Origin of the sequence: Pseudoalteromonas obscura (assembly GCF_030135505.1) — a bacterium.
Lineage (GTDB): Bacteria > Pseudomonadota > Gammaproteobacteria > Enterobacterales > Alteromonadaceae > Pseudoalteromonas > Pseudoalteromonas obscura.
On sequence record NZ_JASJUT010000002.1, the window covers coordinates 442,006 to 468,279 of the forward strand.

The window sequence follows — 26,274 nt, forward strand, 5'->3', positions numbered from 1 at the left end:
GTGTAACAAAATAAGTTCTAAGCTTTCAATAAAAACTGAAAGTTTATTTTTTGAAGCTGGAGAGCGTCAGAGAGAAGCACTATCACCGTAACTATTAAGCTCAATTACATTGCATAAATTCACAAAATAATTACAGTACAGCCAGATTAGACGACTAAATAACAAAGATGATTGTGGGTATAGGAGAAATCGCTGCATTTTGTGCAGCCGCAGTATGGGCATTTTCAACCCTATTATATAAACGTTTTAGCCATCATTTAAATCCCCTAGAGCTCAATGTCGCTAAAGGGGTAATAGCCTCTGCATTGATGGGCGTCATATTACTTTTAACTTGGGACAGCCAATTGCCTACTAGTCATATAAGCTGGGGGTGGTTAATTGCCAGCGGTATTGTCGGCATTGCAATTGGAGACAGTGCCTACTTCGCAGCCCTGCGCAATATTGGTCCAGCCCGAACATTGGTGATCGAATCACTCGCGCCAGCCATTGCTGGATTGCTGAATATCGCGCTGTTAGGCGTATATCTATCTGCCACTGCTTGGCTCGGTATTTTGATTACTACTTTAGGCGTCGTTATTGCAGTCAAACCCAGTCAAAAGCTGCCAAAACTAGATAAAGACATTTACCGTAAGGGCGTATTATTTGCGCTGGGAGCCGCAACATGCCAAGCCGCCGGCATGGTCCTTTCAAAAGGTGCACTAAATAATGATGACATCAGCAGCTTGTGGGCAGCCATGATACGCCTTGCTGCGGGCACGCTCGTGGTGGCAATGATAGTTGCAGTAATAAAACACAGCAGCTTAACACGCGCCATTACACTCAAAGGAATTGAGGGCAAAGCTTGGTTGTTTGCAGCGGTTTTCTTTGGCACCTTCATCGGTTTATGGCTACAACTTGTCTCTGTCAATAATACCGACCCTGCGGTAGCACAAACCATTTTTTCTGCCGCGCCGTTAATGGTTATGACGATGAGTTTGATAAGAAGAGAGCATGTGACACGCGCTATGATATTGGGTGGGGTAACAGCTTTGGTGGGGATAGTTTTACTATTAAAAGGGTGACTATATAGTTGGAAAGAGGCCATCTCAGCCTGTTTATGCATAGAGCAATGCACGTGAGCAAACAGGTGAGACGACCTTGGAGGTAGGAGGTTTGGAAGGAAAAGCACCGCATGATCAGCAGTGCGGTATGAAATATTTAATATTTATGAGGTGAAAAATAATTATTCGGACAGCGTTTCGCAGCTTAAGTAAGACAAGAAACCATGGCCATTAATTACGTGTCGCACTTCTTTAACAAACCAACGCTTATCTAATGCGCTTTGAGTCCCTTGCACTTCAACAACAGCACCCGCCATGATGTCTGGATTACCATAAACCACCATATCTGCACTGACATGCGCCCGTGTAAGTTGCGCCAATTTGCTGTCTGCAGCATGCTGCGCACTTGCCTCATCGGCATACGTATACGGTAACGTTAAACTCGGCGCACCACCACCTGCGGAGACTGTTTGCAACTGTGCAATACCTAGGTCGTGAAACTTAGCCACGACCTCTTTAGTCAATCGATAGTGCAAGGTATTGAACTTCCAATCAATGATCCACTTTGGTTCAAGTGTGACCTGTGGTAAAGGCTGGCCAGATAAAGAACGACCAGTGCCTTTTTTCATGAAAATAAGGTTGTCATTGATAATTTTCATTACTGCATCATGCTGCTGAGCAAGCTTGCTCATCAGCTGCATATCACTTTCACTTTGCTCGATTTGCGGTAATGTAATGCTATCTAACGCAGGGGCAATCCGAGGGGTCAACCCATATTCCTGGGCAATATCGGAAATCACACTGCCAAGTGTGAGTGGACTTTCAGGTTCACTGGGCCAAGATCTGAGTTTGGCGGCTTTTAAGTTTTGATCCCATAGGACCTTATTCCCAACCAATTCAAGCGCCCTCACCGGCCCTGTGATCTGATATTCACCAACTTGAAACTCACCCATCACGACACTGGGCGCTTTGCTATCTTCCGTTCCCTGCTTATAACCCATTGCTATCTCCAACTTATCCGTTGGTTGCGGCAATGTGATCGGCGCTTTTTCTAAGTTGTCAAATTTAACAACGCACATGTCGCTTAACAAACCAGTGCGTAAGGTCACGCTAACTTCAGCGATTCTATCTCGTAGCTGTTCAGCGACTTCATTTCCATTGGCTTTCACTGAATATTGCGGCTGTAATTCCATGGCCTTCTACTCCCAGATATTAATCTCTCGCTGCACTTTTGGCTTAGGTACATCAGGTAACACTATTTTGATGTTTTCCGGATAAATCGGTCCCAAGTCAGCTAGGCCATAGTTTGCTTCAAGCACACGCTCTACCATGCCCGCACTGCGTCCATAATGTCGAAAACAGATGAGATCGAGACAGTCTCCATCTCGGGTTATGTAGCTCACAGCACTCATCATGATGCTCCTTCATTGCCATCGTAACGAGACAATCGCATACTAAATTGAATTTCTCTTGGAATACCATCATTCAAAAACAAGGTACGGGTTTCATTAATGGATTTAATAACCCATTTGCCAAGAACTCGGCCTACACTTGGGCTAGACTTGCCGCTTTCTTCAACGTAAGTCAAAGTTAAAGGCACACCTTGAGTCGCTTCATCACGCATAAAATCAAGTTGCTTTAAACCATTTTCAACCAATTGTGGGAAAATTGTTCCCTCTAACTCTAAGGTTTGTTCACCAACACCAATAAACTGCTTAACTGGACTATTTTTGTCGGTTTGTGATTCAAGATCTTTCCAGCGATATTCAGTATTAAACTGTAGTTTTTGAAATGCCGCTGTACTGACAGAAAACTTGTACTCACCCAGCTGCATCATGTAGTTGGCATGATTGATCTTTGCCATCGAAAGTCCTCTTAAAAAAGCTTAAGGGGATGACCCCTTAAGCTACCTCATTATAATACCGAGCGCGGTAATCGCGCATCGCCTGTTGCTGTTGCTGCTCTAGAACTTGCTTCACTTGTAGCGCAATCTCTTGAGCTTGCTGCTCACCTTGCGCATTCACAGTGATATTCGCATTAACAGTAATATTGCCTGCTACTTCCTGAGTATGCATATCACTGCTTATTTGCGATTGAGATGTACTCGGTTCGGCAAGTGCACTTGGTTTTGGCGTCGATAACTGTCCTTTTGCTTTTGATGCCTCAGATTGCTCAGACTTATCACTACCAAATAGACTAGCGAAGAAGTCTCCTCCTACTTGAGACATAACAGCATTAGTCAAGTAACCCGCCACAGGGGCTAAGAACTTGCCATATTTAGGAATTTTCCCAACTAGGTGCGAAACCCCTTCAGAGCTCAATGCCCCTGTCAGTGTGCCACCAATCGTCTGTGCTTTTTCCTGTGTTGATAATTCATCATTGGCTGCCGCTTGATAGATGGTATGGCCATTTAACGCGTGACCAAGTAATTGGCCATGCTGCGACGCTTTTTGCCACTTTCCATTCGGCTTACCATCAACCGCTGCCATCGTACCCATCACCATATTGGCTTCATTGATGACATTATCTTTGACAAACTGAAGAGGTGTCTGGGTTTGTTGTGAAGTCGAATTACTTGCTTCACTAAATTGAACTTCTGCCTGACCTTGCGCTATGGTATTGGATACATTTGCCGTCTTTTCAGGATTTTCTGTGTTTTCTTTCGGCTCATCATCAAAGAACCAACCGCCAAGGGTATCACCTAAGAACGAGCCAACAGATTCGCCACCAAATGCACCAATTGCGCCGCCAACAATACCTCCGATAGCAGTCCCGACTACAGGGATAACGGAGCCTATTGCAGCACCTGCCGCGGCACCAGCCATAGCACCGCCCATGCCACCAACAGCGCCACCGACTCGACTGGTTTTTTCCTGCTTGCTCAATGAGTCGTCGCTTAAAGCAGAGTAAGCATCCAACGCCCCCATCGCCACTGTTAAAGGCGTGGCCAATTTACCTAAATATTTACCTGGTCCTTTTGTTAAGGTAGATATTGCACCACCTTTCTTACCAAAAAACTGACCCAACTTAGAAAACATCGGATCGTTTGCTGCTGGCGCTTTAAATGATTTAGGAGCTTTCACTTTGGGGCGCTTTGCTGGTTTTGCCTTACCGCCATCAAGTACCTTTAAAGCAGGCTTCGCTGGTTTTTTAGGTTTATATTTTGTCTCTTTTGAAGTCTCATTCAACTTCGCAGCTTTACGCTGTGCAGCTTCATCATTCGCTGCACTTTTCGCTTTAGACTTGTTGCGCTTAGCTGGTTTTTTACGTCGCTTCTTCGGCTTCCTCTTTGCTTTTTTGGACTTTTCCTCTTGCTCATCTTCTCCGTCAAATAATGAATCTAAGCCAAGGTCACCCAAGCCAAATTCCGCCAATAGGTCTGGTACAGCCCCCGTTAATGACGACAAATCACCATTTAAAATGCCTTTAAAGTCGAGCTTCTCAATCAGAGCCGAGTGCTTGGTGAAAAGGCTCGCCGCGTCCTGTAAACCAAATGCGTTTAATAATTCAGGCGCTTGCTGCATCAAAGAGCTCAAGTCGCCCTCTAAAATAGCCTTGGTATCAAGCTTTTGCAGTGCAGGTAAGGCCGCATCCAATGTGGCGCTCACCTCATCTAAGCCCGCCGCTTTTAATAGCCCTGGGGCTGCCGACATCAAGCTCGATACATCGCCACTGGCAATCCCTTTCAAGTCAAGCTGTTGCAATGCTGGTAACGCGGCTGTGAGCGTTTCCGAGGCTTCACCCAATCCAGCTGCTTTTAACAGCTCAGGGGCTGCCGACATTAAGCTTGATACATCACCACTGGCAATGCCTTTTAAGTCGAGCTGCTGTAGCGCTGGTAATGCCGCCCCAAGTGTTTCGGATGCCTCACTTAAGCCAACTGACGCCAATAAATCAGGGGCCGCCGACATTAAACTTGATACATCACCACCAGCGATACCTTTTAAGTCAAGCTGTTGTAGCGCTGGTAATGCAGCCCCAAGAGTTTCCGAAGCTTCATTTAGTCCGACTGACGCCAATAAATCTGGTGCCGCCGACATCAAACTTGATACATCACCGCTAGCAATGCCTTTTAAATCAAGCTGCTGTAGCGCAGGTAATGCAGCCCCAAGAGTTTCAGAGGCCTCATTTAACCCGACTGACGCCAATAAATCAGGCGCCGCAGACATTAGACTCGATATGTCTCCACCTGCAATGCCTTTTAGATCTAACTGCTGTAATGCAGGCATGGCTGCACTTAAAGTATTGGAAACCTGTTCAAACCCAGCTGATTTAAGCAGTTCAGGCGCGATACTAACAACCTGACTTAAATCACCGTCAATCACACTTGCAAGATCTAGCTGTGACAACGCAGGAATATGCTGAGCCAATGACTGTTGAACAGCTGACAAGTCGATTGCTTTGAGTAATTCAGGCGCTGCACTTTGCAAGCTACTTAAATCACCTTGCATTACTGCCGCAATGTCCACTTGCTCTAGTGCTGGTAATGCTTGTTCAATTGCTTGTGCAGCACTGGACATATCTAGTGCTTTGAATACTTCAGGAGTCGCATCGACTATGCTCGATAGGTCGCCATTGAGAAGCTCTTTAACATTAAGCGCTTCAACTACGGGCAATGCGCCTTCCAGTGTTTTTGCAGCCTCAGACAAATCAAAAGCATTTAACAATTCAGGCGCTGCACTGGCTAGGCTTGTAATATCTCCTTCAAACACATCTTTAAAGTTAACTGATGATATTGCAGGCAGTGTTTGCTTAACCACCTCGCTGGCTTTATCAAAACCAAACGTCTCAAGTACCTGTGGCGCACTTTGGATCAATGCCTGAAGGTCTTCATTGAAAGTATCACTGCTAGTACCTTGTGCAATTCCCTGCGTAGCACTGATGATATCGCCGCTCATTTGCGCAATACCAAGCGCATCAACCATAACAGGCGCCGCTTGGCGCAATGTATCAAGTTGTAGCTCTAATGTGTTTTGAGCATCGACACTTTTAACTTGCGCGCTTGCCGTTGCCAATGACTCACTCAATGCATTGATTGGTAAGCCATCGTAAAGCTGTGGCAATGCAACTTGCAGCTGTGCCAGTTCATTACTAGCAGCCGTTTGTAATTGCTGAAAATCCAACGCCGATACTTGCTGTGCCAGTGATTTAATTGCACCGCTTAAGCCAGTGCCATCACCAATTTTTGCATCAACCTGTGCTTTTAATGTCTCAGCTTGCTGCTCATTTTGAGCCGCTTGCAGCATTTGAGCACTGTGTACTGCTGCTTGATTAGATTTGGCCTGTACAGCAGAAAACTGAGTTAAATGGCTTGAAATAATTTTGCTGGAATTGCCCAGCAATTCATTGACATTCACATTTGCTAACTGCCCTATCACAGCCTGTAATGAGCTGGTATCGAGCGGCTTTTTAGCTTTCACCAAGTTAGCAAGCATACTGCCTAATTGAACATTCGGATCAACCTGATCCTGCTTAGGTAGGCGGTACTTTACTTTGTTCTTTGAATGGCCTTTGGCAGACAATTCTTGATGTTTCATAATAATACCTAGGAAGAGAGATAAGCGGGAATGTATTGATTGCACATTGCAACGAACGGCAATGTGCCAAGGTTGATAGCTCAAGACCCTAAAACTGCGCTTAAGTCCTTGAGCTATCAAACTTGCGCTGGTGAAAAAAAGGCGGGTTACCCCGCCTCTGTTGCTTCTTTGTAATCAACCGCTGCTTCAAACCACTCAATAAGTTCGTCTTCGGTCAGCGCGTTGAGTTCTTGCAAGCCCCACCCTGTGTACTTAGCCAGGGCAATCACCATTGCTTTTAGACGCTTGGGCGGGATACGAGAAAAGCCTGGAGTGCCTCACGCAACTTAACAAAGTCGCTCCAGTCTAACTCTTCGATAATATCGGGAGACACTTCACACAAATGTGAGAAGTAACGGATTTCGCTCTCTGATTCGCTAATATCCGCTTTATCAACCATTAACCGATCGCGCACTTTAGGTCGTCTCATTTTTAGTTCTGCATACTCATGCCCATCGACCGTAATAGGGAAAGTCAGTTTAATGATTTCAGTCATAGATTAAGCTCCGATTGTCTTGCGTAGGTTCGCCATGTGGTCAACACCCGCGATTTCGCGGATATCGTTGTACAGGTCGATGTTATAGATAACTTCGTTGTTCACTTCTAACTTGTACTTTTGAACAGCGTATTGCAGCGTCATTTTCGCTTCTTCGCCATCTTTCCAGCTGCCCATGTCTACTTCTTTGAAGAAGCCATGTAATGTGACAACAACAGGCTCAGGTGCAGCGCCTTGCTTTTGGATTGCGCCGCGAGCAGTCAAGTTGATTGTTCTGCCAGTACCGCCCCAATCACCAAGCAGCTTAAGTACATCTGCGTTGTACTCAAGTAAGGTGATTGAACCTTCAAGCTTTTCAAGTTGACCAACATCAAGCTCAATTGGCGCTTGGAAACCAGAAGTTACTTCGCGAGTTTTCACTGTTACTTTCGGTAGTGAGATCTCATCTGCAATGCCAAGGTAACCCTTACCATCTACAAACAGCTTTGATTTTTTTAGGATTTTAGGAGACATTGCCATTATACGATTTCCTCTAAGTAGTTGTTAGTTAGAATGCTCTTGAACGTGATGTGCTCAGCAGGCGTCGGTGGTGTGAAGTCAAAGCTGAAGTACACTTTACCTGCTTGAATATTTTCAGGTGTGTTAAGGTCTTCATCAGCCCAGATTTGGCCACCTAAGATAGCGCCCTGTGCTTTTAAGCTATCAAGGTAAGCTTGTACGCTTTCAGTCACGTCTTTGATGTAAGTTGATGTGATGTTGCGGTCAACAGCCCACATGTGCGCGCGAAGTAGAGAATCGTTGATCATATCCGCAGTACGAACGACCGAAAGGAATGCCCATTTCGGGTCACCAGAACAAGTACGGTTACCCCAAAGTTTGAAGCCATTCTGACGGATGATAGTTGAAACTTCCTTCTCATTTAGCAAGTTAGCACGAGCGCTACTATCACCAAGCTGGAAGTCAATGGCACGAGCAGTACCTGTAATACCATTCATGTTTGTATTACTTGGGCTCCACCAGAAACCACGGTCGTTGTCAGATTTTGCGATCATACCCGCAACACGTGCACTTGCAGGCTCAACTTCTGTTACACCGTTTTTGAACACTTTTACATGTGGGTCGACAACGAATACACGACGAGAACCGAAGTCACCACGATACTGTTTAGCAGCCGCGTCATCAGTGTTAGGACCATCAGCAATGACTACTGCACGTAAACGCTCAGCAATGCCAACCATATCGCTAACAACTGGGTTTCTATTGTTGCCTGGACGCTGATGTGAGTAACCAGGTGCCACAAGAATGCGCGGTGTTACACCAACGATAGACTCAGCACCTAGGAATGCACTAACACCGATATACTCACCTTGAGCGTCAACGCCAGCAGACATAGATGAAATAACAGCATTTTCATCACTGTTGTCAGCAACACGCACAACAACCACAACCGCACCTGCTTGGTCAAAAATACCGTCGATGGCTGAAACAAGAGTACCTTTCTCTACTTCTTTATGCTGCTCAACCGTCGCTTCATACTCTTTACGTACTTGAGCAAGAATGGCATCTTTTTCTTCAGTAGTAAGCGCTGAGCCTTTGTCAGCCAATGCTTTTGCTTCTGCATTTTTATACAACTCAGAGCTGACTGTCACATCAGCTTCTGCTTTTGCTTTTTTAATTGCAGCAAAATCATAAAGCAATGCCGCATCTGCACGTTTACCAGCAACCAATACCGGTGTATTTAGTGGAAATGCTTCGTCATTTGCGAATGGTGCTGTACCGATTACACCAATTACTGAGCTTTTTACTGTTCTTACCGGGCGTGTACCTGAATCCGCCTCGATTACTTCTACACCGTGTAGAAATCCCGACATAGATATCTCCTTTAAAGGTATGTCAATTAGCTAATAAAAAAGCCATGTGACTCAACTTGATGATTCAAGTGAGACAACATGGCTTAAGTTGAATAAGTCTCTATACGACTACGTACAGAAAAATATAAGTGATTACAGCGTTGACCGTATGGCCAACACACATGTGTTAAAGCTCAATCCCCTCAATGGTGACCGGCTCATTATTGATAAGGTATAGACCTTCAATGGTAATATCTAACTTACCTTCCCCTGCGGGGTGAACAGCCACACCTTCAAGACGAAAGCGCGGCTCCCATCTATCTAACGCGTTGGCAATTGACATAGTAATGTCGCCAACAAGATTGTGAGAAAATGGCCTATCAACGAGCTCAAATAACCCGCAGCCATAGTCACGACGCATCACGCGGCTGCCAAGTGGTGTTGTGACAATATCGCGAATACTCTGTTTTAAGTGCTCAACGCCACCTAACGGCTTACCCGTTTTTGCATTCATTCCAATCATCAATTATCTCCTACCGTAAAACTGCCAACACCTATGGCAATTTTGCCACCGCAATTTGTCGGATCGCCTAACCTCGCGACAGCCTTGCCACCGATAGTAAAGTTAGGCGCACCGGCTTGAACCACCATACCCGAGTGTTTAACTTTTGGGTCTGATATCAGTACATGGTCGCTGATACTATCGCCTTCTCTCAGTACATCAACGCCACCCACCGTAAATTTAGGACCCGAGGCTGAAATGGTTCCCGGCGCATACCCTCCATGTACATCGGTCATTGCTCCATCAACTGAAATAGCTGGCATAATCTAGCCCTCCTGTGCTTTGATTGCAGTACCATCAAGCTTCAATACCCCGCCAGCGTCGATGGTCATGGCTGCATCGGATTTAACTGTCATGGATGCACTGGTTTTAATAGTCGCATCTGCTTTCGAGTCTAATGTCATTGCGCCTTGCTTGGTCGTTATCGCCATCGCGCCTTGCTCTGCGATAATGTTGGTTCCTTCCTCCTTCGATGTGATATGAACTGATTTCCCGGTCAAATTTAGCGCTTCTGTTGCGGTAATTGAGATATTTTTCTTACCATTAATATCTGTTTCACCATGAACCAGTACATTGGCATTTTGCTTGCATTCAATATTCACTTCACCACCCGAAAAAATGTTTATCTGGGCAGGATTGTCACCTTGTGATTCAGGCACAAAAATATCATAGGCATGTTTTTCTCGGTCATACTGAACAATGGCGCCATCTTGATAGTGGGTGCGCTGGACATGCTCTCGAGAATCTGCGCCCACTGCACTTAAACCTTTCACCAACTCATCACCAGTGACGCTGGTTGCATCCACCACATGATTCATTTTGAAATGCGGCTGCTCATGGGCATTTGCATATAAACTGCCTAGTATTATGCCTTGCGCCATATCGCCGCTAGGTGCTATGACCAATACTTGCTCGCCCACTTCTGGGGCTTGCCAAGTCATATCTTGCGCGGCTTGATGAGTGAGCCAGGGCAGTTTGGCCGTGAGCCACTCTCCAATGCGCACCTTGACCCGAGCCAATTCATAATCAACCTCTTCAACCGTACCAATTGAAATTAGCTTGGCAAAGCGATGCTGCATGTCAGATGCAGCCAGTTCAGACTGCTGTTGATTTGCTAACATAAATGCTCCTAAGTGGTCGTAGGCACTTTATTTATCAATTTGTACTCACCGCCTTTAGGGCCCAAATACACTTCTGTGATCTCGGGCCCAGCGGGCTCATCTGGGTACTCAACTTGAAAATAAAAGTCCCAAAAAAGCTGCGCTTTTGCCAAGGTTGAACTAACTTGGTGACTAAAGCTCATATCACTTCTTTGCGCGATAAAATGTTGCCAATGGATGGGCATTTCGTCCGCCATCACAAGTGTCTCACACAGGGTTATCAGCTGGTCAAGTCGTTGTAACAGCATCGCGTTGTTGGCGTCTTCCAACTCTATGTCTAGCTGCAACTGCAGCACTCTTCTATCGAGTGAATTTGGACTGAGGTTTTTGTTATACGACGGTCCATATGTGACACCTTTATCGGCGCCTTTTGCCTGCAGTTCACTGGCTTGACGTTCGCCGAGCAGCTTGACTGTCAGTTGGGCTTGCTGCGTCAGATCTGGGTAGGGTTGTGCGGCTTTTAATAGTGCCACCTGTGCCACCCCTTGAAGTCCAGATGATAAGCATTCAAGCACCTTATTGATTAAGGTACATCTTTGCATGAGGATTATTACTCTTTGAAGTTATTACTGGTGATGGTTGTGACTCGAAGGAAAAGGCGAGTCGAGATGGACGAAATGCCCAAAGATGTTAAGCAGGGAATGGAAAACGCGCTTTAATATTTGCCACGCTATCTAACCACACTTGTTTGCTCTGTTCAGTTTGATCGTACTGCCACTCCATATAAAGTGGATCAGATTCAACAACATATGCAACACGTCGCGCCTCCAGTGCTTCACCATGGGAGTACACCAAAGTCAATTCATCAAGTGGGATATCAATTTCATTCAATGCGAGAAACTGTGCGACTTGTGTCGAAGTCAACACCTCGCCTATTGACGCAACCAGCATGTCATTATGTTTGATTTGCATAAAATTTTCTCCTTGCTACCCTTGAGCACTCAGCTGTGAAGTCGCAATAGAAATATCTGAAGGTTTGGCGAACTCAGGGTATACACCCCAACCAACCTTTTCAAAGTCGACATAGCCACTCACGGTGCCAAATAAACAGATCAAGGCTTCCCCTTCTGCCAAAGCTGAATCAGATAAAGCCAACTTAGAGTGTGGAGCGTAAAATGGTTTCGCTGTATTATCAGCCTTTTGGCGGTAACCCATTAACTTCCAACCATTTCCATACTCCTTTATCGGCTGCATTGAGCCACCGACCGAGCCTGATATCAGCTTTATATAACAAGCACTAGATAATGCGCCTTGCTGATAACGTGTATTCCAATTATTATCCAACCTTGCTGGGTGGTCAGAGCTATTGCGTTTCCATTTAATACGAACAATATTAAATGCGCCATTTACATAGCCATTAAAAACATTGTTTCGGAAATCCTGCGCAACACCTCTGTTGGTATGATCTGTATCATTTGCTGGCGCGGCATATATTGTGGCTTCTTTTGTGACTTCAAACTGCTGCAAGCTGATCGTGTTAAAGCCTTTAATAGCAGTCCCATTGTCATTGGGCTCCATTTGCTGATTATTACTCAATAGAATATGAGAAAGCTCTGCGCGAGCTCCTCCAATATAATTATCAAATTTAGTTTCAGCAGATTCCATCGCCGCATTGATAACGCCCATCTGCGCGTTAACGGTCTCACTCATTGCATTCGCCCGTGCGGCAACATGGGTGAGCCTTTCAGTTATGCTCATATTGTCGTCAGACATCATCATTCCTACTGTTTGCAGTGGCTTCGAAAAACACCTTAAAGTCACTGCTTGGTTAGTCTTTACTTAGCCAGCGTCGGCCAAGTCACTTTCTCAGGGCTAGCAGCACTACTTGGTAGGTCGCGCAGCGCCTGTCGATAAGCAACAAGATCAGTAGGTACAGATTGAGACTCTTCCAATGCCCTTAGCACCATTACATCTGACTCTGCCAACAAGTTGTCACGCTGTGAACGCACCGTTACCCAAGAGACATCCTGGCCATGTTCTTCTGTTACTATATTTTCCATGTTTATTGCCCCCACGTTGGTGCAGATTGCGTAATTCTATTTAGACAAGGTCGACCGCTGTCCGAGCTATATTCGCACTTGGCCATAAACGCACGCGTGGAGCCACAATGTGGTCTGGTATCGACTTTTAGTGTTACTCGTGCACGCCCTTTTCCATAGCCTTTATTTATACTTCTAAAGAACACAGTCAGAGTTTTTCCTACATCTGCTTGCGTTATTGCGATTTCCCTAGGCTCGGCATCAGGTTCAGATATATACAATGTGATTGCGCCATCATGCATAACCCTCTTCACTTCAATGTGCGCAGAAACACAATCATGTGAAGATGTGCCACTGAATACCAAGTGATCGACATACGATGCCATCCCCCTGTGTGACATTACAAAATCACAGTTAAATGTGTCACCATCATGCCCAAAATGACTGCCGTTGCTTTCCGCATCAAACTCAATAAGATTGATATAGTATGGGTCTTGAGGTGCAGCACAATGACGGTAGCTTGGATCCGGGCCATCAGATGCTGCTGTATATCCACCAGCATTAAGCGTCGACTTGAAGGCAAACCGTTTTGTTAATCCTTCTTGATATACGTCAACACCATTAACGGTTTCTACAATTCCGTTCTTCAAATTTGTAAATTGCGTATTAAGCTCACTTTTAGTTTGTGCAACTTTGTTATCTACTTCTGTCTTTTTAGCATCCAGTGTCGAATTGATATTGTTAATTTGGCCCTGCACTGTGTTACATAAAGCATTAGAACGTGTCACAACCGCTGCTAGCTGCTCGGTTATGGTCGTATGTTCGTTTGACATAAATTCTCCTTTTTTAAGACTGTGCGTTTTCTAAAGCGAGCAATCTAAGCTCTTGATTTAATTGTCGGTGCATTGTATCTAGTTGTACCAAAGTCAAATCGGCCAACTCGTTATCCAACAGCATATTTAAGTTATCTACACCAGGCTTGATTTCCACACTGTCTGATGGCAACTGAGCAAGACTTAACGTCACACTTTGTAGAATTTTTACATCAGGAGTACGGTAGCCCAATGTTCGGTTCGGTTCCGAATACACGCCTAGCAGAATCAAATTTTCATCGCTACCAGCTGGCTCGTCGATTTGTATATATACACCTACTTCACGAATAGTGTATTCCGGTGCGGACATTGCCTTGTCAAACAAAGCAACTACTGTGACTTGATGGTTTTCGTCCGTTTCGTAATTGTCATCTCGAATAGGCTGAAGCTCTTTAAGGCTTCGCAGACTCGTCTGAGTTTGCGAAGGAGTGTAGCTAGCATCACCAAATGCCATATGGCTAATTTGCGCTTTTTTGCCATTGGTTTTAGCTGTCAATAAAGCGTCCAACCCAACTTGGGTAAACTGTAACGTTAATGCAGACATTAAGCGGCTCCTTGTAAGTTAAAATGTTGATATATAATCTGCCGAGTTACGCTCACTAAATACTCATTCCCAGTACCACGACTTGGCAGAACCCCCTTAGCTTTAGGGGAGCAATGTGTTGATAGGTAGCTTGTGGAGTTTCCAAAAGCGCCGTAATTCACGGTAAGTTCTGTTGGTTTTACCCCTTTACCTCCCAGTGAAAAATGCTGTGCTTTATTACTCATCATTGCACCGGAAAGCTGTGATATAGCATTGCCCATAGGAGGTTTAATGCCTACACCTGCCATCGTTAAATGTGATGATTGGCGTACATTCGCCGCTCCTACGCACCCTAGGTTATTTTTAAATTTAGGTGGTTTAACGCCCTGCCCTATGGGCGCATCAAAGCGCTGGACAATGGCTGGAGCAGTAACACCAATAGAGCCTATACTCTCTTCAAATGCCAAGCCCAACTGTACGTCGACATGTATTGAACCCCGTTTTACAGATTCGATAATACGACGAACCCGTTTTAACATTTGAGGGGTCAGCATTCCTTGCTGTTGCTCATCCAAATTACTATTAATAAGCGCCCATACTTGAACAGTACCACGCGGTAACTCATCCGAATGAGTACCTTGCCACCACTCCCTGATCTCTGTTTTTATATTTAAACTATCCAATGCTTTTTGCAGTGCATAGGGTGTCCCTTTAACTTGATGAACAGCAAATGCATCACTAATAACTTGGCGTTTTAAGTTTTCACTCCAAGCTTCATCCCATTCATCTACCGAAACAGACCAAGCTAACCAGGGCAGTAAGGCCTCTGGACATAAAAATGGGTCCCACAAACTTGCGATCAATAAACGCGTGTCATTCAAAACACAGGCTGATTTAACTTGAGTACGTTTTTCACCCTCAGAAATAGTATGTTGCCAGGGCAGAATACCAAGCTGTTCAGCAAATTCATTCAGCTTTTCACTATCACAGAATTCCGGATAGTCTATTAGAACCAAAAGCTGTGTCGTCGCACACTGCAATAAGCAATTACGATCTGCCAACACTTCGCTGGGTACTTGCTCACACAATTTAGCAAGCCAAACTAATTGTGCATCGCTTCTTGTTGGTAGCTGCAACAAGGATAAAAGTAAATTACGGACAACTTGGTTGGATGAAAACTGGGATCCAATGACTTGCACAAGCGTACTTGCATTGGATGGAATAAGCTTACTCATAGACATTTTCCATCGTCACAGAAATCGACTCACAAAAAGGGGCTTGAGTTGCGACGGTCACAATATCTTCAACAGGGCTGAGTAGAGTGACATCTTCTACCCCTGATTGATGTAAAGCCGCATAAATACCCGCACGGGTCACTTTCTTACCGAGGTAATGGCGTGATTGGCAGTAATCTGCAACCGCTTTCTCGGCCGCTAAAACTAGCGCCTGCCCTGACGGGCCATGTAAAATAGACAACTCAGCTTTGACTACAAACGGCACTATTTGTGCCTTATGTACCGTCACCCTATCTCCAAGTGGACGCACTTTTGATGCAATATCATTGACCGATGATTGCGCGCTTCCTTGCGCCGCAAAATAATGTTCAACTTTGGCGATTAAGTCGCTCTCAGGCATACCACTGCCTGTTTGGCTTAAAATTGTCAGCTCTATGTCACACGGTTTTGGACTTTGTACTGCAACATCCTTAATCAACGCATCACAAGACATGGTATGGTAAATATATGATTCGCGACTTCCTGCCGTATTTAAGCCATCGAATGCCAGCTGAATACGCTGTCTAAATGCAGCATCTGATTCTTCAGGTGAAGCTTTTCGAGCGAGGTTGTATCTCGCGGCAATCGCATCCAAATCATGCCCTTGCGCAGATGCCAGCATATTTCCTTTTATTGCATCATTGAGGGACTGCTTTTGCAGTAGGTGCTGATATGCAAGTGTTTGTAGTAACACTGACACAGGATCGCTTTCCAATGATAAAGCAGCTTGATACTGTGGGTTTTGCAACAAGAATTGTGCTTTAAGTTGCTCATACTCTTGTTCAAAATCAAGTGTTTTAATGATATCTGGCACAGGGACTTTTGACAGGTCCAGTTTAGTAAAACCACTCATAAGATTCCTGTAAAAATAAAAAACCCGCACTTAAATAAGTGCGGGTTTTGATTCATGGGATAACTGTGTAAAGCTCTTTCAAGCTTAAGGTTATTTTAATGATTTTAGCGATTAGAAACAGGTCAATTGTGACCGCTTCAAATCGCCAATCTTCATCTATTCCATATGCCTATAAAGCAAAAATCGCCATTCACTATTTATCGAAATAAAAGTGATATGGCGTTGATGATGTTGGGCTTATTCTGTTTGCTTAAACACTTCATACTGTGTTTGAAGTATTTCTCAAGCATAGGTGTATTTTACTGATTTTAAGGAAGTAATACAGGTCATTTATGACCGCACTAAACCAGCTATACAAATTTCTAAAACTAAAAAACGCCAATCACTTTTTATCGAGATAAAAGTAATATGGCGTTGATGTTGTTGGGCTTATTCTGTTTGCTTAAACACTTCATACTGTGTTTGAAGTATTTCTCAAGCATAGGTGTATTTTATTGATTTTAAGGAAGTAATACAGGTCATTTATGACCGCCTTAAAAAAACTATACAAATTTCTAAAACTAAAAAACGCCAATCACTTTTCATCGAAATAAAAGTAATATGACGTTTATCTTGTTGGGTATGTTCTGCCTGCGTAGCCGCTTCATCCTGTGTTAGAAGCCTTTCTCAAGCATAGGTGTATTTTACTGATTTTAAGGAAGTAATACAGGTTATTTATGACCGCCCTAAAACAGTTTTACCTGTCCCTTAAAGCAAAAAACGCCAGTCACTTTTTATCGAGATAAAAGTAATATGGCGTTGATGTTGTTAGGCTTATTCTGTCTGCTTAAAAACTTCATTCTTTGTTTGAAGCTTTTCTCAAGCATAGGTGTATTTTACTGATTTTAAGGAAATAAAACAGGTCATTTATGACCGCCTTAAAACAGCTTTACGTGTCCCTTAAAACAAAAAACGCCAAATACTTTTTATCGAGGTAAAAGCAATATGGCGTTGATGTTGTTGGGCTTATGATATCAGCTTAAAAGCTTCACTCTTTGTTTGAAGCTTTTCTCAAGCATAGGTGTATTTTACTGATTTTAAGGTTCTAAAACAGGTCATTCCTGCCCTAATTGCAATAATATTAAAAAACCTTAAAACTCAATAAAAGAAAACCCGCTCGACACAGCTAAGCGGGTTTCGGTTGTGGAATAACAAGTCTGTTGCTTTCGCAAGCATTCATGATACTAACCCGTTTATTGGGAATAAAACGGGTCATTTTGTCGAAATTATAATGAAATATTTACATCAAATGTAAACTCTTCCAACTCTTCGTATGTTGAGATCTGCGCAAGAGTTTGCTCTGCTTCATCACTCGCTTGGCGAAGCTGCTCGCGCTGTGCTAGCAATTCAGCCAAATGTGCTTTGCACAAGCCTATCTCAGCTTGATCACCAGCCAACTCAGCACTTAGCACATGCTCCTGGGCTTTTTGTACTCGCCACTGTTCATTGCTTAACTTATCAAATACCGCTTCTTTTATTGATTTAAGCTTTTCCGATTTTTCATCGTTTAAGCGCGTTTCAGCCAATAGAATTTGTTGTGCTTCATAAGCTTGCTTGTAGTCAGCAATAGACGTGTCATTCCAAGCAACTCCAGTTTGTGGATGAACTAACCAGTAGTTTCCATCAATTTTCATGCCTTTGTCGGCAAAATATTCACAGCTCATGTTCTCTCCTTAAAATGCGCGGCATGTTCTGCCAAGACCATATTGGTTATAGGTGTAGTGTTCATTGATAATGCCTGCACCAGAGTAAGGGTTTATACAGCTAACTGCGGCCCCCATGAGACCATTGTCATAACCTGCGTTGTATGGCCTTGAATGATATGAATACATACCGAGTATTTCACCAGCCATACTTTCAAGCACAATTTTGACTTCAGCATCAGGTGAGTTATGCGAGTTATAATGACCAGTGCTACAACTAAAGAAGTAGTTGATAGGCTCTAGGCGTCTTTCATGAGTAAAGCGATAGTGCGCGCTATACTTGTTCTCTCCCATTTTAGTCACACCGTTATAACGCCCAAAGTAACCATAATAACTCACACCATAACTACTCATTGCCGTTTCAGAATGGTTGTAATAGTGGATCCCATGAGCGTGCTGCAAGTTGTGATAAATGAACTTAACAACGGTAAAGTCCCCTGCATCTACATAAGCTTGAAGTTCTTCAGCATTTGCAATAGCTGTATTTGTCACAACGTTGCCATCACGGTATTTTTCTACTAGTACCGAAGTCCCCTCATCGACCATCACTAAGCAGTGTTTAGCATTGTCATACAAAACACCCACTTGGTTATAACTGTGATTTGTTGAAGTGCTAACGCCATATTGATCCGTTGCGTCTAGGTTTTGCTTCGGCTTAGTGATAGAGGTAAAACCCGAAGATTTACAGAATACACCTCCATAGTTTGCCACTGCAGTCGTTTGAGAATCTTGCGTGCTGTAGACGATTTCGTATTGAATATCTGCTGCGTTATTTTTACTCGCAAGTGGTAAATAAGCACTGGTACCATAATAGTAAATCTTACTCGCCGGGTTTTGCTCAAACGCATTAGAATAAACAAAGCTAGTGTGAGTTGTGGTTTTTTCCGCACCGTTGGCACTAAGCCTTAAATACTCTAGCCGACATTGCTCGGTATTCGCATTATGAGTAAAGCCAGGTCGCACCACATAAGTTTCACCACTATTATCATAAACAGCAAAAACAGAGGTAGCACGTCTGTGCGTGGCATTAGAGTTTGGTGTATCGATCGGTGTCATCGAAAACAGCGGACGCACCAGCAGTGCATTGTTAGTCGCTTGCAATGATTCGACGCGATTTAAATTTGGAGCCATGGAATCTAACAAATCTAGTTTACTAGATTTAGTATCAAGCGTCGTACTTGTTTGCGTCAGAGACTCAGTCGCCGTCTGCAAGGCTGCACCTGTAGACTGAGAAACTTGCTGTAATGTCGACGTCGCATCATTAATATGTGATTCTGCGACAGCCACAACCGCTTGCTCAAGTTTTGCATTGTCGGTCAGTTTAGTAATAGCATTACTCACTAATGCTTGTTCTTCGGCTGTAAGCGGCTGATTGCCTTCCATATCGGCAACTAGCTTATCTACCATGACTTGCACGGCATTTTGAATACTCGCCATAATGTCCTCTTATATAGTTAATAGTGTTTCGCCGAGCAGCTGATTCAGCTTGACTCGTCTTAGTTTCTCGTTCAGCAGCGCATCTTGCTGCTGGTCAAGATTGGTTTGCATATAGAGCAGTTGGTCAACATCAGTGATGGCCTGACGTATGCGCTCTACATCTTGCTGTAACAGGTTGTCTGGATGCGGGAGAGGTAAGGAATAAGACAAGGTTTTGTCATCAATCATATTCCCTCCTATATTGAGAAGGTTCTAAGTGAGCGCACACGTGGTCTATCAATATGCGTACCTGAAAGTATGAGCTTAACTCTTGCTTGAGCCTCGCTGAGGTTAGAAAACTCATAATTACAGAGCAGCCAACCATCACCTTGCGGCTGAGTGGTTTTGAGAGGAATGCTCAGCCACTGCCCTTGCTGTTGAATCAAAACTTCAACCTTGGCCGTACCTGGCAACTGAGCTTCAAAGCTTACTTTCAAGCTCCCCCCCACTTGGCAAGGAATAGCGCGAGTCACATAGTCAGCTTCATTGCTTACTTTACCGAGCGCAGTTTGAACGCTGTCAAACAAAACCGGAGTTTGCGTACTGGTGCCTGTCAATCTTGCACTTACTTGTAAAGGCTCTTTCACCTTATTCGCCAGTCTCAGCGCTTGCCATTCCTGTAGATTGAACTGGCCGATTTGTGCACCGTTGAATTCAAAATGTAACTGTGTTTCACTGCTCGGCCTTTCAATTACCGCCATAGCCAATATATCGCTATGCTCATCAAGCGTTATCTGACCTAAAGGCACGCTTTGTTCTGTTTGCGTAAAACGAGCCGCTTTTAGTCGAAAAGTTAAGTCACGGTTTTGATGTGGTGTCCATGTCGATGCGTTACTGGACGACAACAACACACCAACTTGGTAGGGTTGTGAAGTTACCCAACCACTGTCACTATCGAACTTACCCAGCTCCGCAATCGCGACCTCATGGTCAGGATCATCGGTCAGTACCACAATGGCGTACTCTTGTCCTGCATTTAGTGATACTGGATCAAACTCAAATAGCGTTGGAGCACCATTGACCTGGAACATGCTGCGCTCTAAAGATGCTTCGGCTAACACTGTCTGATTGGGGATACCAACTTCAGTTTCGCGGATCTGAACTCGAACGGGTTTATCAGCGCCTACTTTTTTAAACCATAACTCCACACCGGCGATAAAACGGCTTTGTGGCAACGTAAATGTCTGTGCTAAAGGGTCAAAGCGAACAGTTGTAATGGTTGTGATCCGCCTTGCAGTTTCACTGACTATCGTCCCACTACCTGTATAAGTTGCTTCACCGAATGAACCTTTCTCACCAACGAAGCGCACTGTTTTACTACCAACTGGTATATTCTCTGGAATGTAAAAACGGCCGCTTAAGCGGCCGCTAGGATCTGCGTTAATCATTATATCTCCTCAGGTGTGACCGCTATGCCATCGAAAACTACACGTTGCAGCGCTTCTCCACCACCAAACCCTGATAATGAGAAGTTCACCCAACGTCTACGTAAAAATTCAGCACTTCTAGTTGTACGGCTTACCACTTGAGTTTGCGTGCTTTGTGTTGTGCGCCTGGCCCAGCCACCACCTCGCGTAAATCGCCTTGTTATCGGGCTTGTCCAGTTGCGCTGTGTCTGAGTCCAGTGGTCCAAGCTTGGTGTTAAAGTAATTGTTGCCGGAATGGGCTCAACCGCTTGATAAGGGTTGATCTTCATGCTGCCAGTTTGTTTCGGTTGCTCTAACACATCCTCTAGTTCAAAAGGCAAAGTGAGCAAACCTTCATTTGGTACTGGTAACTCAGCGATATCAGCACTCAGTGGCAGAACTAACTCCCCGTCCACAATAGCTGCGGTTTGCGCAATGCCTGCATCACGCATGTCGTCATCAATAAATGGGTCAACAAACACGCCATATTTGCTCGCCGGATCTTGGCTGTTTGCATCATTGCGGAGTCTCTCAATGGCAAGCAACTGGTACAAATCACCTATTTGGTTTTGCATCTGCTCAAGCTGTGACATAGACACAGCCCGTACAGCCAGGTTTTCAATGTCTGGGGCTTGGTTGCTGAGCCAAGACTGGGTAACTTGTGCCAAAGCCAAGTGATGAGCAGGTGCTTTAGGTGCGGTTGGAAACTGATGGGAAGCCTGTCCTTTTATACGCTTAATTTGGCCGAGCCTGTCAAGCACAATAAGGTCGATTCGTGGCCGATACCACTGATAATCTATCGTCACCAAGGTGTTATCTACTACGTTGCCGCCGTCAGCCAGCTGCTTATTAAGGTTAAAGCCATACTCGTCATAATCGACCGTTAACTGCTTTCGATATCGGTAAGTCACTTCATATTGGCTACCTCCAGCAGGTTCCTGACCACTGAGCTGCCAACTAATATGATTTCTTAGAAAGATAAAATCCGCGCCTTGAATATACGTTGTATCACCTTGCGTAATACTCAAAATTTCAAGTACTGACTCGTCAGGGAGTAAATCTTCACCACCAGAAAGCTGGCCGCGTGTAAGCTGCGTTGCTTTCTCTACTGTTACATTAACTTCTTCTATTTGCCTGACTGGGAAAAAGTCCGTGTCAATGCGCATTACACCTTGATCGTTGGCTTGGAATGTTTTTGGTTCTTCCTTGACTGAGCCTATATCTGGATCGTAGTCAAATTGGGCTGTTCTTGCCGTGGCAAATGCCACCTCATAACCCTCGATATGCGCCTTGCCTTCTTCAAGACTAAACCCTTGCTGTTCAAGTTCAGCACCTCGATAGCTCAGTGACATCCCCTCAACAACATAGCTCCCTCCATTGGCTTCTCGGTCATACCTAGCTAGCGCTTGTGTCACCGCATCGAGCTGTGGTGGAGGCTGTTTAATTATCAGCGTACCTTGCTCGATTTTATGTACCGGATAAAACGCATCATCAGGACCGATAGCATCGCTGAGTAGCCCCCATTGACAGATCTGTTGCAGTCTCGCTGCGCCTGGCTCGTCGTAATTAATTGCATCAACAGCGGGATCTCGTAAACTCGGATCTTGCTCCTCGGTGACCACATTGTGGGTAAGCCAAACGCCTACATCGACGCTGGCAGCCATATCAATTGGCACGACACTGCTCATAACGGGGCGAACCTGTCCCGCGATATACACTTCCCCTTCAGTGATCAAAGCAGTTGCAAGCTTTGCGTCAATCACCACTTCACCGCCTTTAACTAAGTCCCCATCTTTAAGCAGGACATCAGCGACGCCTTTTAGCTGATGGCTAACTTGTGACTGCAAGTCATTAAGCTCGCGGCTTTGCAAACCTTTACCAGCTCTAAACAGCAATCGTTCATAGCCGGAGTCTGCATGAAATTTTTCATAGTAATCTTCAAGCATAAACACCTCTAAAAACTGACAACAAATTCAAAGCTCTCTCTCACACCTTGCTCACGTATTAACGGAGCACGATGTTCAAGCAGCAATAAAGTACCTGATGAGGCTACTTGCTCTGGTGTTAAATACACCAAGCCATCAGGTAAGTCGGCGTTCGCCTGTGTGCCTGACATCAGGCCCAACTCCCGCACGGTTTCACCTGCACCATCGGTAAAATCAAACGAAAATTCGCAGTAAACGTGTTGAGTGGGTTGTGTTGAGAGAGAAAAGCGTCCACCTTGGATAAGGATGTCACCTTGATCGTCGGGATAACAATATCCAACCTTTTTGGCTTTTCGATAGCCTATTGGATCTGCTAATTCGGTAGCGTTGATGGGCTCTGCCGACGGTGTTTGCCATTGCGATGCACCGCGCCCCCAAGCTAAATATATCGGAGTTTGTGCAATAGTTTGGGCAAACAGAGTTCGCCCTGCACGAGTAAGAATAGCCAAAATATTTCCTTATTAGCCCTAATTCAGTTATTCATCGCTGCTAACTCATTCGCCTTATATATCCATATATCAACCGTGCAATACTGTCCTTACACACATTAAGTGGCTCAGAATCAGTTGCTGAGAACCGAGTTTAGGGTTAGTTTGAAGTGTTGAATAAAATTAGCGATGTCCTTGGTGCGCAATAACCACCTGAGGGGAGCTAGTCGCAGACCAAGTACTCGCTTGCCAATAACCAAACCATTGCGCTTGGCCGAGTGAATACGTACGGCTAGTTTTTCGACTGTGTGTCGACGCCGCACTGAATTGACACGCTACAGACTCACTAAGGCGCAAAATGCCAAGCACCTGAGAAGTACAGCTCTGCCAAAAACTATTATGCTTGCGATTTAAGCCACTCGCGGCTTCACCATCAAAACTAAATTGATGAGGATGAGTTCGCCGTGTACTAATGCGAAGCAACTTGCCATTTTTTAGTCGATGTCTAAAACCGGAATGATCGCTAAGTAAGGTTCCAAATGGCTTGGCTGAGAGTGTCAAGTCTCTTATATCGAGTTTATAGGTGATCCGAGTGAGCTCACTTCTCGCTGGCGCACTAAGCTCTGCCAGCTGAGCCATACGCTCGGCATCATTTAGAATGGGTAATTGTTCGAGATGGCATTGATAACGGTAAAAATGACGATAAGAGCGAGATTCTTCAACGTCAGCAATTGAAAAGCCAAGCCAACCATAGGCCATTTCGAGACTTTTTCGTGTACCGCGGATCCGTTGCCAGGCAAGTCCCTGCTGTAAAACTTGGTCAAGGTCATCGAGATAAGGAACCAAGGCTCCCAAGCCGTATTCCCATATTAACCAAGGTAGTAAGGATTGTTTGGGGTGGGATTTAAAGCCACGTAATAGCTGTATTCCCTCTCCCAGCACAGATTCAAGTTGCCCATGTTTGACAATTGCTTCTTGTAAGGTGCTGTGATTGTAGGGGAGCAAAACGTCACTATCTGTATCTAGGTGATGAGACATAATTGAATTTGCCCTAATTGAGCGTATTGATTTGATGCGATATCAATCAAGGTATCCGGTGTATGTATTTCAACATGCTTTACACCATCTACATGCAGCTGTGCACTCAGCCAGCTCGGTGTCATAGCAACACCAAGGGCCATCGTTTCTTGCCACGCATTGCGCAATTTATCTTCCAATTGGGTGAATACCCAATTCGGCACATTGTGCTGAAGGTAAATATCGGCTTTGACATCGATTGGCACTTCTTGTGCAAAATTGACTTCAACTTGGTCAGTTAAGACTTTGACTTGGTCACTAAGCACATAGTCTCGTACCTGCTGTAATAGTGCATCAGCTTGTTCACTGTCTTGAAATAAGATCGATACGCGGACACGTCCGGAGGTTGGGCTATCCACTTCGACATCACGAATAGCATTGGGAGCAGCGGTGAGCGCTGCATTGCGGTAATGATCTTTGCTACCAGCGGTGCTGGAGGCCAGAGTTTTTTGCCGAATGCGAAGACGGTAATTTCCGTCTTCCTCACTCTCGGCACGCCCTAGACCATAAAACACACCAAGCTGATCTAAATCGCCGCCTTGTGCGGTTGCCAACAAGTTAGCATACGCCGCCTCATTAATACGCTGGCGCAGCAATAGCTCTCGGTAACTTTCCACTTGTAAACATACCGTCAAGGGATCGCTTTCTAGCTCTAATGCATCTGCATACTGTGGCGCAATGGATTTAAATCTTTCTTTGCGGGCTTGGTAAATGCTTTCATAGTCCAGTGGCTCAATGATATCTGGCGCAGGTAGCGCAGAAAAATCAAAGTACTGGGAGTTCATAGATTTTCTCTAGGTGGGATGGTGCTGTTACGCTTTGATAATATCAGCCACGCCTTGCGCGCGCGCTTCGATTTCACCTAATACGTTATCTACACCTTTGTGTTGATAGGGAAAAGTCAGTTGGTTAGTCGCTTGTTTATCTAACAGTGGGGCAAACATAGTCGCAGACTGCTGAGCTGCTGATTTCACTTCATCAAGCGTTGCCGCTGCCGCTATCGCCTTTGTCAATTTAGCAAACTCAATGAGCAACACATGCGCAGTGTCTGAAGTTGTGCCAATTAAGGAGTCAGCATCTGCAACCGCGTAGTGAATACGTGTGCGCTGCTCAGCTTTGGTGTGGTTTACACTACTATCTTTGTAATCGAGTAAATTTATATCAGACATGTATCACCTATGCTGGAATATGAGGGTAGTTAACAACACGATCTATCGCAAAATTGCATACACCACCAAAGTCAACCACGTGTTGAGGTTGTTTTGAGCCTCTATCTGGCACCTGTGAAAAAACACTATTTACCAGTCTGACATACAAACTGCAATATGGATGCAAGCCATTTAACCTCATTGCTGGGATTTGCAAAACGCGTGAGCCGTCCCACCAACCACCAGTTCTAGATATAGCGACATCAATTCCTAATGAAGCAATATTGTCGTTGATTTGCTCACTGGTCGCCTCATCATTAGTCAAGATAAACTCCATATTCGTGATACTCCAGTCTTGCTGATACTTGGTTGATTCACTGTAACCAGGCGCATATGCATAGCCAGACACGGTATGAAGCATAGTCAATGTATTTGTTTCAGGGTAAGTATGAAAGCCTGACCAGCTTCCACCCGTAGGTACTTTAACCCAAACGGTCCTTGTTTCATCATTCGGATCAACAACTAAACCATTGTCAGCTATTAATGACGTTTTTGTATGCACTTTGCGGTCATAATAGTTAACTTTGGTCTCAGCGTGGCTTTTTGCGAAATCAAGTTTTGCTTTGTTTACGTCACTTTTTGCTTCAGCCACTGCTGTTTGAATATCTTGTCGTGCCTGAATAACAGCATTATCAAGTTCAGCGGTTTTGTTTAAAACCGTATCTGTTAGTTCCCTGTTTGCTGAAACTAGTTCACCATTTGTCGTATGCAGCTCTGTTATCAACTGCTCAAGCGTTTTAGCTTGTGTAGACATAAATATTGTCCTC

At 44.6% G+C, this 26,274-nt stretch carries 30 protein-coding genes; 1 reads left to right on the plus strand and 29 read right to left on the minus strand.

All coding sequences use genetic code 11. From position 1 onward, the window contains the following. Positions 1-167: 167 nt before the first annotated feature. Entirely contained in the window at positions 168-1,061 is an 894-nt protein-coding gene (locus QNM18_RS06055) for a DMT family transporter (protein WP_284136667.1), read from the plus strand. Between the two features lie 161 nt (positions 1,062-1,222). Here QNM18_RS06055 and QNM18_RS06060 read toward each other — a convergent pair whose 3' ends face one another. From QNM18_RS06060 to QNM18_RS06200, 29 genes are all read right to left on the minus strand, one after another. Then, positions 1,223-2,233: a phage late control D family protein gene (locus QNM18_RS06060; protein WP_284136668.1), complete on the minus strand. Its 1,011-nt coding sequence runs from the start codon at positions 2,231-2,233 to the stop codon at positions 1,223-1,225. A gap of 6 nt (positions 2,234-2,239) precedes the next feature. Further along, entirely contained in the window at positions 2,240-2,455 is a 216-nt protein-coding gene (locus QNM18_RS06065; RefSeq protein ID WP_155250696.1) for a tail protein X, read from the minus strand. After that, a complete protein-coding gene (locus QNM18_RS06070) occupies positions 2,452-2,904 on the minus strand; it encodes a phage tail protein (RefSeq protein ID WP_211009753.1) in 453 nt (150 codons plus the stop codon). Before QNM18_RS06070 ends, QNM18_RS06065 begins: the two co-directional genes overlap by 4 nt. Positions 2,905-2,941: 37 nt before the next feature. Next, positions 2,942-6,577, minus strand: a complete 3,636-nt coding sequence (locus QNM18_RS06075) for a phage tail protein (protein WP_284136669.1) — start codon at positions 6,575-6,577, stop codon at positions 2,942-2,944. 146 nt (positions 6,578-6,723) lie between these two features. Further along, positions 6,724-6,849: a hypothetical protein gene (locus tag QNM18_RS06080; RefSeq protein ID WP_282099480.1), complete on the minus strand. Its 126-nt coding sequence runs from the start codon at positions 6,847-6,849 to the stop codon at positions 6,724-6,726. A 5-nt stretch (positions 6,850-6,854) separates the two neighbouring features. Beyond that, entirely contained in the window at positions 6,855-7,112 is a 258-nt protein-coding gene (locus QNM18_RS06085) for a phage tail assembly protein (protein ID WP_023397065.1), read from the minus strand. 3 nt (positions 7,113-7,115) lie between these two features. Beyond that, complete coding sequence (locus QNM18_RS06090) at positions 7,116-7,631, minus strand: phage major tail tube protein (protein ID WP_023397066.1); 516 nt, start codon at positions 7,629-7,631, stop codon at positions 7,116-7,118. Beyond that, complete coding sequence (locus tag QNM18_RS06095) at positions 7,631-8,983, minus strand: phage tail sheath C-terminal domain-containing protein (RefSeq protein ID WP_284136670.1); 1,353 nt, start codon at positions 8,981-8,983, stop codon at positions 7,631-7,633. Before QNM18_RS06095 ends, QNM18_RS06090 begins: the two co-directional genes overlap by 1 nt. Positions 8,984-9,149: 166 nt before the next feature. Further along, positions 9,150-9,485, minus strand: coding sequence for a GPW/gp25 family protein (locus tag QNM18_RS06100; protein ID WP_284136671.1), 336 nt, complete (start codon positions 9,483-9,485; stop codon positions 9,150-9,152). Next, positions 9,485-9,787, minus strand: coding sequence for a PAAR domain-containing protein (locus QNM18_RS06105; protein ID WP_284136672.1), 303 nt, complete (start codon positions 9,785-9,787; stop codon positions 9,485-9,487). Before QNM18_RS06105 ends, QNM18_RS06100 begins: the two co-directional genes overlap by 1 nt. Before the next feature lie 3 nt (positions 9,788-9,790). Beyond that, entirely contained in the window at positions 9,791-10,645 is an 855-nt protein-coding gene (locus tag QNM18_RS06110) for a phage baseplate assembly protein V (protein ID WP_284136673.1), read from the minus strand. Positions 10,646-10,653: 8 nt separating this feature from the next. Further along, a complete protein-coding gene (locus QNM18_RS06115; RefSeq protein ID WP_284136674.1) occupies positions 10,654-11,226 on the minus strand; it encodes a hypothetical protein in 573 nt (190 codons plus the stop codon). Positions 11,227-11,314: 88 nt separating this feature from the next. Further along, complete coding sequence (locus QNM18_RS06120) at positions 11,315-11,596, minus strand: hypothetical protein (protein WP_211009759.1); 282 nt, start codon at positions 11,594-11,596, stop codon at positions 11,315-11,317. 15 nt (positions 11,597-11,611) lie between these two features. Continuing rightward, positions 11,612-12,397 (minus strand): hypothetical protein, encoded by a 786-nt coding sequence (locus QNM18_RS06125; RefSeq protein ID WP_284136675.1) that lies wholly within the window; start codon positions 12,395-12,397, stop codon positions 11,612-11,614. Between the two features lie 62 nt (positions 12,398-12,459). Next, positions 12,460-12,684 carry a phage tail assembly chaperone gene (locus tag QNM18_RS06130; RefSeq protein ID WP_211009760.1) on the minus strand — a complete coding sequence of 75 codons (225 nt, stop codon included), beginning with the start codon at positions 12,682-12,684 and terminating at the stop codon, positions 12,460-12,462. Between the two features lie 2 nt (positions 12,685-12,686). Further along, on the minus strand, positions 12,687-13,496 hold the full coding sequence (locus QNM18_RS06135; RefSeq protein WP_211009761.1) for a hypothetical protein: 810 nt from the start codon (positions 13,494-13,496) through the stop codon (positions 12,687-12,689). A 13-nt stretch (positions 13,497-13,509) separates the two neighbouring features. Continuing rightward, a complete protein-coding gene (locus tag QNM18_RS06140) occupies positions 13,510-14,079 on the minus strand; it encodes a phage tail-collar fiber domain-containing protein (RefSeq protein WP_211009762.1) in 570 nt (189 codons plus the stop codon). Beyond that, entirely contained in the window at positions 14,079-15,293 is a 1,215-nt protein-coding gene (locus QNM18_RS06145; protein WP_284136676.1) for a phage tail protein I, read from the minus strand. The genes QNM18_RS06140 and QNM18_RS06145 overlap by 1 nt, the downstream gene beginning before the upstream one ends. Then, complete coding sequence (locus QNM18_RS06150; RefSeq protein WP_284136677.1) at positions 15,286-16,185, minus strand: baseplate assembly protein; 900 nt, start codon at positions 16,183-16,185, stop codon at positions 15,286-15,288. Before QNM18_RS06150 ends, QNM18_RS06145 begins: the two co-directional genes overlap by 8 nt. Before the next feature lie 1,265 nt (positions 16,186-17,450). Further along, complete coding sequence (locus tag QNM18_RS06155; protein WP_211009765.1) at positions 17,451-17,888, minus strand: hypothetical protein; 438 nt, start codon at positions 17,886-17,888, stop codon at positions 17,451-17,453. Between the two features lie 9 nt (positions 17,889-17,897). After that, positions 17,898-19,364 (minus strand): hypothetical protein, encoded by a 1,467-nt coding sequence (locus QNM18_RS06160; protein ID WP_284136678.1) that lies wholly within the window; start codon positions 19,362-19,364, stop codon positions 17,898-17,900. A gap of 9 nt (positions 19,365-19,373) precedes the next feature. Next, entirely contained in the window at positions 19,374-19,592 is a 219-nt protein-coding gene (locus QNM18_RS06165) for a hypothetical protein (protein WP_023397081.1), read from the minus strand. Positions 19,593-19,600: 8 nt separating this feature from the next. After that, positions 19,601-20,791 (minus strand): hypothetical protein, encoded by a 1,191-nt coding sequence (locus QNM18_RS06170; protein WP_284136679.1) that lies wholly within the window; start codon positions 20,789-20,791, stop codon positions 19,601-19,603. Further along, the gene (locus QNM18_RS06175) at positions 20,791-22,755 is read right to left on the minus strand and encodes a DUF4815 domain-containing protein (protein ID WP_284136680.1); all 1,965 of its coding nucleotides are present in this window, start codon (positions 22,753-22,755) and stop codon (positions 20,791-20,793) included. The genes QNM18_RS06170 and QNM18_RS06175 overlap by 1 nt, the downstream gene beginning before the upstream one ends. Positions 22,756-22,763: 8 nt before the next feature. Continuing rightward, the gene (locus QNM18_RS06180) at positions 22,764-23,243 is read right to left on the minus strand and encodes a hypothetical protein (protein ID WP_284136681.1); all 480 of its coding nucleotides are present in this window, start codon (positions 23,241-23,243) and stop codon (positions 22,764-22,766) included. Between the two features lie 162 nt (positions 23,244-23,405). Beyond that, complete coding sequence (locus tag QNM18_RS06185; protein WP_284136682.1) at positions 23,406-24,260, minus strand: phage tail protein; 855 nt, start codon at positions 24,258-24,260, stop codon at positions 23,406-23,408. After that, positions 24,245-25,084, minus strand: coding sequence for a baseplate assembly protein (locus QNM18_RS06190; RefSeq protein WP_211009771.1), 840 nt, complete (start codon positions 25,082-25,084; stop codon positions 24,245-24,247). Before QNM18_RS06190 ends, QNM18_RS06185 begins: the two co-directional genes overlap by 16 nt. Positions 25,085-25,111: 27 nt before the next feature. Next, positions 25,112-25,468 carry a hypothetical protein gene (locus QNM18_RS06195; RefSeq protein WP_211009772.1) on the minus strand — a complete coding sequence of 119 codons (357 nt, stop codon included), beginning with the start codon at positions 25,466-25,468 and terminating at the stop codon, positions 25,112-25,114. 7 nt (positions 25,469-25,475) lie between these two features. Continuing rightward, the gene (locus QNM18_RS06200; protein ID WP_211009773.1) at positions 25,476-26,261 is read right to left on the minus strand and encodes a hypothetical protein; all 786 of its coding nucleotides are present in this window, start codon (positions 26,259-26,261) and stop codon (positions 25,476-25,478) included. Positions 26,262-26,274: the final 13 nt, after the last annotated feature.

Bases quoted from the DNA above. Each gene is read 5' to 3' on its own strand.
- QNM18_RS06170 (WP_284136679.1), bottom strand. From the start codon at position 20,791: ATGATTAACGCAGATCCTAGCGGCCGCTTAAGCGGCCGTTTTTACATT.
- QNM18_RS06155 (WP_211009765.1), bottom strand. From the start codon at position 17,888: ATGAGCTGTGAATATTTTGCCGACAAAGGCATGAAAATTGATGGAAAC.
- QNM18_RS06070 (WP_211009753.1), bottom strand. From the start codon at position 2,904: ATGGCAAAGATCAATCATGCCAACTACATGATGCAGCTGGGTGAGTAC.
- QNM18_RS06160 (WP_284136678.1), bottom strand. From the start codon at position 19,364: ATGGCGAGTATTCAAAATGCCGTGCAAGTCATGGTAGATAAGCTAGTT.
- QNM18_RS06195 (WP_211009772.1), bottom strand. From the start codon at position 25,468: ATGTCTGATATAAATTTACTCGATTACAAAGATAGTAGTGTAAACCAC.
- QNM18_RS06125 (WP_284136675.1), bottom strand. From the start codon at position 12,397: ATGTCTGACGACAATATGAGCATAACTGAAAGGCTCACCCATGTTGCC.
- QNM18_RS06080 (WP_282099480.1), bottom strand. From the start codon at position 6,849: ATGGTGATTGCCCTGGCTAAGTACACAGGGTGGGGCTTGCAAGAACTC.
- QNM18_RS06145 (WP_284136676.1), bottom strand. From the start codon at position 15,293: ATGAGTAAGCTTATTCCATCCAATGCAAGTACGCTTGTGCAAGTCATT.
- QNM18_RS06135 (WP_211009761.1), bottom strand. From the start codon at position 13,496: ATGTCAAACGAACATACGACCATAACCGAGCAGCTAGCAGCGGTTGTG.
- QNM18_RS06140 (WP_211009762.1), bottom strand. From the start codon at position 14,079: ATGTCTGCATTAACGTTACAGTTTACCCAAGTTGGGTTGGACGCTTTA.
- QNM18_RS06090 (WP_023397066.1), bottom strand. From the start codon at position 7,631: ATGGCAATGTCTCCTAAAATCCTAAAAAAATCAAAGCTGTTTGTAGAT.
- QNM18_RS06100 (WP_284136671.1), bottom strand. From the start codon at position 9,485: ATGATTGGAATGAATGCAAAAACGGGTAAGCCGTTAGGTGGCGTTGAG.
- QNM18_RS06120 (WP_211009759.1), bottom strand. From the start codon at position 11,596: ATGCAAATCAAACATAATGACATGCTGGTTGCGTCAATAGGCGAGGTG.
- QNM18_RS06095 (WP_284136670.1), bottom strand. From the start codon at position 8,983: ATGTCGGGATTTCTACACGGTGTAGAAGTAATCGAGGCGGATTCAGGT.
- QNM18_RS06085 (WP_023397065.1), bottom strand. From the start codon at position 7,112: ATGACTGAAATCATTAAACTGACTTTCCCTATTACGGTCGATGGGCAT.
- QNM18_RS06165 (WP_023397081.1), bottom strand. From the start codon at position 19,592: ATGATTGATGACAAAACCTTGTCTTATTCCTTACCTCTCCCGCATCCA.
- QNM18_RS06055 (WP_284136667.1), top strand. From the start codon at position 168: ATGATTGTGGGTATAGGAGAAATCGCTGCATTTTGTGCAGCCGCAGTA.
- QNM18_RS06065 (WP_155250696.1), bottom strand. From the start codon at position 2,455: ATGATGAGTGCTGTGAGCTACATAACCCGAGATGGAGACTGTCTCGAT.
- QNM18_RS06110 (WP_284136673.1), bottom strand. From the start codon at position 10,645: ATGTTAGCAAATCAACAGCAGTCTGAACTGGCTGCATCTGACATGCAG.
- QNM18_RS06200 (WP_211009773.1), bottom strand. From the start codon at position 26,261: ATGTCTACACAAGCTAAAACGCTTGAGCAGTTGATAACAGAGCTGCAT.
- QNM18_RS06060 (WP_284136668.1), bottom strand. From the start codon at position 2,233: ATGGAATTACAGCCGCAATATTCAGTGAAAGCCAATGGAAATGAAGTC.
- QNM18_RS06185 (WP_284136682.1), bottom strand. From the start codon at position 24,260: ATGTCTCATCACCTAGATACAGATAGTGACGTTTTGCTCCCCTACAAT.
- QNM18_RS06190 (WP_211009771.1), bottom strand. From the start codon at position 25,084: ATGAACTCCCAGTACTTTGATTTTTCTGCGCTACCTGCGCCAGATATC.
- QNM18_RS06150 (WP_284136677.1), bottom strand. From the start codon at position 16,185: ATGAGTGGTTTTACTAAACTGGACCTGTCAAAAGTCCCTGTGCCAGAT.
- QNM18_RS06175 (WP_284136680.1), bottom strand. From the start codon at position 22,755: ATGCTTGAAGATTACTATGAAAAATTTCATGCAGACTCCGGCTATGAA.
- QNM18_RS06130 (WP_211009760.1), bottom strand. From the start codon at position 12,684: ATGGAAAATATAGTAACAGAAGAACATGGCCAGGATGTCTCTTGGGTA.
- QNM18_RS06105 (WP_284136672.1), bottom strand. From the start codon at position 9,787: ATGCCAGCTATTTCAGTTGATGGAGCAATGACCGATGTACATGGAGGG.
- QNM18_RS06115 (WP_284136674.1), bottom strand. From the start codon at position 11,226: ATGCAAAGATGTACCTTAATCAATAAGGTGCTTGAATGCTTATCATCT.
- QNM18_RS06075 (WP_284136669.1), bottom strand. From the start codon at position 6,577: ATGAAACATCAAGAATTGTCTGCCAAAGGCCATTCAAAGAACAAAGTA.